This is a genomic window from Nonomuraea sp. NPDC051941 (genome assembly GCF_044593615.1).
Genome location: NZ_JBIUCF010000002.1, coordinates 541,489 through 545,517, shown reverse-complemented (window position 1 = coordinate 545,517; position 4,029 = coordinate 541,489). Strand labels below are relative to the sequence as shown.

The 4,029-nt window shown below is 71.2% G+C and carries 2 protein-coding genes; both read left to right on the top strand.

The features are described 5' to 3' along the window. Positions 1-26 precede the first annotated feature (26 nt). Complete coding sequence (locus ACIHFD_RS06255) at positions 27-845, top strand: hypothetical protein (protein WP_350742348.1); 819 nt, start codon at positions 27-29, stop codon at positions 843-845. Between the two features lie 2 nt (positions 846-847). Further along, the gene (locus ACIHFD_RS06250) at positions 848-3,925 is read left to right on the top strand and encodes an amino acid adenylation domain-containing protein (protein ID WP_397365848.1); all 3,078 of its coding nucleotides are present in this window, start codon (positions 848-850) and stop codon (positions 3,923-3,925) included. Positions 3,926-4,029: the final 104 nt, after the last annotated feature.

Here is a 4,029-nt window from a genome sequence, read left to right as displayed (position 1 = left end):
GCAGAACTCCGATCAAAGGAATGATCATGACCCTGGTAACCACTTGGACGACGCTCAAAGCATCCAACTCGGCGGACCTCGTCCTCTGCGTCGACTTCACGGAGACCGGCCGCGCGGAGGCGGGCTTCCCCGAGCTGGTGGCGAACATTGACTATGACGCGACCTTCTGGCACGTGCGCCCGCCCGCCGTGGCGCCCGGTTGCGGGATCGACGGTGCCGCCTATGTCCGTTCCTGGGTGGAGCCCATCAAGGAGAGCGGCAGGAAGGTCCACGCGGTCATGGGCTACTGCGTGGGCGCCGTCTACGCGACCGAGCTCGTCGACCGGCTGGCCGAGCTGCAGGGCTCGACGCCCGAGCTGATCCTCTTCGACCCGGAGCCAACGAGCCTGGAGAACGTCTACTTCCAGTTCGGCAAGGTCTTCGGCATCCTCTCCTCGATCCTGAACGAGGAGGACGTCGCCCAGCTCCGGGAGACCATGGACACGACGCTCCAGGTCGAGGGGATCACGGTCGAGGGCTACGCCGCCCAGCTGTACGCCACCTTCCGCGAGGTCGGGCACCGCGCGTTCGAAAGGGCCGGGTTCGACCCGGAGTACTCCGAGGAGATGTGGGAGACGTTCAGCGCCTTCCTGGCCTTCCTCACCTACGCCGACCACCTGGACCCCTGGGAGGGGTGGCTGCGCGCCATCGCGGTGAGCTCGTCCAACCCGCGGAACGGCCTGAACCGGCTGCGTGACTCCGGTCGCACCGTCGTGGCCGAGGAGCTCAGGTTCGAGGAGGGCCACGACGTGCTGCTCACCTCGGACGAGGTCGCCAGGGCCGTCACCAAGCTGCTGGAGAGATGATCATGGAGCAGATGCTGGGTCAGCGCGCCTCGCGCAAGGAGCAGGCGCTGTGGATGCTGGAAGAGCTGGTCCCCGGTACCGGGGTGAACAACCTGGGCGTGGCGTTCAGCGTGGCGCGGCTGCCGAGCCGCACCCTCATGCTGGACGCGATCAACCACGTCCTGCGCCGGCACGAGATCCTGCGCACGGTCTTCGGGATCGAGGCCGAGGGCATGACGCGGGAGGTCCTGCCGCCCGAGTACGCCGAGCTGCGCTTCGAGGAGGGCGGCCGGGGAGCCACGCGCGAGTGGCTGACGGAGTTCGTGGCCCGGCCGTTCCGGCCGGACGGCGAGCTCCTGGTGCGCGCCGCCGTCCTGGAGGAGGAGGCGGGCGAGGTCTACTGCCTGGCGATCCACCACTCGATCTTCGACGGGCTGTCGTCCGCGCTGCTGATGAACGAGCTCGCCGCGACCTACAACGCCCTCGCGGCGGGCGAGTCGCCGCCGCGCGACACCGTGCCGGCCTGGGAGGAGCCGGCACCCGACCCGCGCAGCCGGGAGTTCTGGCACGACAAGCTGGACGGGTTCCGCGCCGACGAGTTGGACCTGTGGTGCGAGCAGCCGGAGGCCTCGCAGGTCACCCTCCTGGGCGACGTGGTCAACTGGGAGCTGTCCCCCGCCGCGCGCGACGCGGCGCGGCGGATGCAGCGCGAGCTGCGGGCGCCGGAGTCGGTCGTCCTCATGGCCGCGTACGGCGTGCTGCTCGCCGCCCATGGCGCCGGCCCCGACCTCACCATCGGCTCGCCCATCAGCGTGCGGACGCCCGAGGCCGCCACCCGGCTCGGCTACCACATCAACGTGCTCACCCTGCGCACCCGCGTGCAATGGGCGAACAACTTCCGCACGTACACGCGGCTCACCCGCCGCACGTTCATGGAGGCCATGTCGCACGCCGACCACCCGGTGGACGACCTGCTGGAGATCGTTCCGCGCGACGGCTGGCGCAACAACCTCTTCCGGCACACCTTCAACTACGTGCCCGCCGACCTGTCCGCCGAGTTCATGCTGGGCGGGCTGCGGGCCGGGCAGGTGGTGATCGAGAACGGCTTCAGCAAGTTCGACCTGGAGTTCTTCGTCACCTCCACCCCCGAGGCGATCAGGATCAGGACCGCGTTCTGCGTGGACGTCCTGGACCGGGCCGACGTGGAGCTGCTGCTGGCCCGCTTCGACGAGTTGCTCGTCACGCTCGCGGAGCAGCCCGACACGCCGCTCGCGGACCTGCCCGTCTGGTGCTACCAGGACCGGGCGGCCATCGAGCTGGCCAACGCCACCGAGCGCGCCGTGACGCCGGCGACCGTACTGGACAAGATCGCCCGCCAGGTCTCCGCCGCGCCGCCGGAGGACACCGACGCGGTGCTCGACGGCGAGCGCCGCGTCGGGTTACGCCGCCTGTGGGCCGCAGCCGAGGCCACCCGCGACGAGCTGCGGGCCGCCGGCGTGGGCAGGGGCGACGTCGTCGCGCTGCTCGCGCGGCGCGGTCCCGAGCTGGCCGCGGCCGCCGTCGGCGTGTGGCTCGCCGGGGCGGCGTACCTGCCGCTCGAACCCGACCACCCGCAGCAGCGGCTCGACTACCAGCTCGACGACGCGGGCGCCGCCGTGGTCCTCGCGGGCGAGGGGATCGTCGTCTCCGGCGACCGTACGGTCCTGCCGCTCGTGCCCGTCGACTCGGTGACGCCGGTCTCCGGCACGGTGACGGCGTTCAGCAGCGTCAGGCCGGAGGACTGCGCGTACCTCATCTACACCAGCGGCTCCACCGGGCTCCCCAAGGGCACGCTGATCGACCACTACAGCCTCGCCAACCTGATCGCGCACTTCGCGCACCAGCTGGCCGTGAGCGCGGAGGACACCGTGCTCTGGCTGACCACGTTCAGCTTCGACATCTCGGCCCTGGAGCTGTTCCTGCCCCTGACGACGGGCGCGCGGCTGGCCGTCGCGCCGGACGACGCCCGCACCCAGGGCGAACCCCTCGCGGAGGCGCTGCGGCGCTACGAGGTCACCGTCGCCCAGGCCACGCCGACCACCTGGCGGCTGGTCATCGACCAGGTGGCCGGGCAGCTGGCCGGCCGCCGCGTGCTCTGCGGCGGCGAGCCGATGCCCGCCGTCCTGGCCAAACGGCTGTCCGCGACCGGGTGCGAGCTCTACAACGTGTACGGCCCCACGGAGACCACGATCTGGTCCACCTCCGGCCGCATCGACCCGGCCGCCGACCGTGTCGACGTGGGCGTGCCCATCGCGAACACCAAGGTGTACGTCTCCGCCCCCGATGGCCGCCCGCTGCCGATCGGGACCCGGGGCGAGCTCTGCATCGCCGGCGACGGGGTGGCCATCGGCTACCACAACCGCCCGGAGCTGACCGCCGAGCGGTTCGGCGAGCACCCCGTGTACGGCCGGTCCTACCGCACGGGCGACCTGGCCCAGTGGACGTCCGACGGCCGGCTGGAGATCCTCGGCAGGCTAGACCGCCAGATCAAACTGCGCGGCAACCGGATCGAGCTCGCCGAGGTCGAGGGCGTGCTGCTGACCCACCCGGACGTCAGGGCCGCCGCGGTCGTGGTCGTCGGCGACCCCAGCGCCGACGCCGTCCTGTGGGCCTTCGTGGTGGCGCCGGAGCGCCCCGAGGTCACCTCGGAGCTGTGGGAGCACGCCAGCGCCTCCCTCCCGTACGCCGCGACCCCCCAGGAGTACGTGACCGTGGACGCGTTCCCGATGACGGGCAACGACAAGGTCGACTACCCCGCCCTCCGCCGCCTGGCCACGGAGCTGCGCGACGCCGAGAACAGCGTGGAGGAGGAACTCCCGTCCGAGAGCGGGGACGAGCTGGTCGACTCCCTGGTGGCGCTCTGGAAGGTCATGCTCAACCGCACCGATCTCGGCCCCAACAGCCACTTCTTCGCGCTCGGCGGGCACTCGCTGCTGGCGGTCAAGCTGCTGCAGGAGATCAAGAAGGAGACCCAGATCCGGCTCAAGCTCAAGGACATCTTCGAGGAGCCGACGCCGGCCGGCCTCGCCCGGCGGCTGCAGGCGGCCAACGCGAACCTCTGACGAACCCGCGGCCGGGTCCCGCACCCGGCCGCGGGCGTGATGCAGGCACTACTCGATAGGCGGGTTCTCTCGTGTCGGACAAAGCCGTCGTTCCCCATGCCCCT